This window comes from Leisingera sp. ANG49, from assembly GCF_059694505.1.
On record NZ_JCATZN010000047.1, the window covers coordinates 1 to 1119 of the forward strand.

The following is a 1119-nucleotide window of genomic DNA, read 5'->3' on the forward strand; positions in this document are numbered from 1 at the left end:
CAGGCTCTCACCTTGCTTTGTGGCGATGGAAGCATGCGGCGGCGTCCACCACCTTGACCATTTCTGTGTGGAGCGAGGGCATGAGCCGCGCCTGATGTCGCCTCTCTATGTCCGGCCCTACGTGAAGATCCACAAGACCGACGACCGGGACGCAGAAGCGATTGCGGAAGCAGAAACTCTCCCAACCATGTCCTTTGTGACCTTGAAGGCGCCCGAGCAACTCGATCTTCAGGCGCTGCACCGGGCAGGGGAACGCCATGTTCAGAACCGGACACGCTTGGCGAATCAGGCCCGGGGCTTCCTGATGGAGCGGGGCATCCGCGTCGGGACCGGCCGGCATCTTTTTCAGCGTGAGCTGACCTGGCTGCTGAAAGAAAAAGGGCCGCCACCTTTGCCAGGCATGGTCCGCCTAACCTTCGAGCGCCAACATGCGGCGTGCCCCAATTGGCCGCCCGCGGACAGAAGCATGACCCCATGAGGGAACCGAAACCCATCGCACTTGACGAACACGCTCCGATTACAGAAGGCATTCCGCCCGGAGCTTGCTGATAAACGCCTCAATGAAGCCATTGTCCGTGGGCTTTCCAGACCGTGAAAAGTCGAGGGTAACGCCGTTGGCGTAAGTCCAAAAATCGAGGTCCCGCGAGATGAACACGCTGCCGTTATCGACTCTGATCGTCTTGGGGTAGCCGATCTGCCCGCAGACCCGTTCGAGCGTCTGCACAACATCTTCGCCCCGATAGGTGAACCGCGGATCGGCCGCAGGGCAGAGCCGGGAATGCGTGTCGACAACGGTCATCCGGCAGAAGGCCCCCGTATTTTTTCTTCCAGTTGAAGTAGGTCGCCTGGCTGATCCCGGCCTTGCGGCAGATCTCCGCGGCCGGTGTGCCTTGCTCGCCCTGCTTCAGGATGAAGGCCTTCTGCGCCTCCGTGAACTTCGATGCCTTCATGCTATTCCTCTCCTTTCCCCGCCAGGGAAAATTAGCGGAAAACTCCAGCTCTGAACGATCCAGTTTTCAGTGACCGTCCGGTGAAGGTGCTCTGGCACAGGTCCGGCGGTGCCTGCTACGCTGCGGTAGCAGCGTAGCGCCAGGGCATGAGCTCGTTCAGGCGTGTGAT

Annotated in this window: 1 protein-coding gene and 2 pseudogenes; 1 reads left to right on the forward strand and 2 read right to left on the reverse strand. The window is 60.4% G+C overall.

Going from position 1 to position 1119, the window contains the following annotated elements; genetic code table 11:
• On the forward strand, positions 1-478 hold a 478-nt coding region (locus tag AC58NV_RS23650; protein WP_497229320.1), incomplete at its 5' end, for an IS110 family transposase.
• A gap of 45 nt (positions 479-523) precedes the next feature.
• Here the strand turns inward: AC58NV_RS23650 and AC58NV_RS23655 are convergent.
• Positions 524-799 (reverse strand): annotated as a pseudogene (locus AC58NV_RS23655) (DDE-type integrase/transposase/recombinase); the annotation flags it as partial.
• Positions 800-806: 7 nt separating this feature from the next.
• Positions 807-950, reverse strand: a pseudogene (locus AC58NV_RS23660) (transposase); the annotation flags it as partial.
• Between the last annotated feature and the right edge of the window lie 169 nt (positions 951-1119).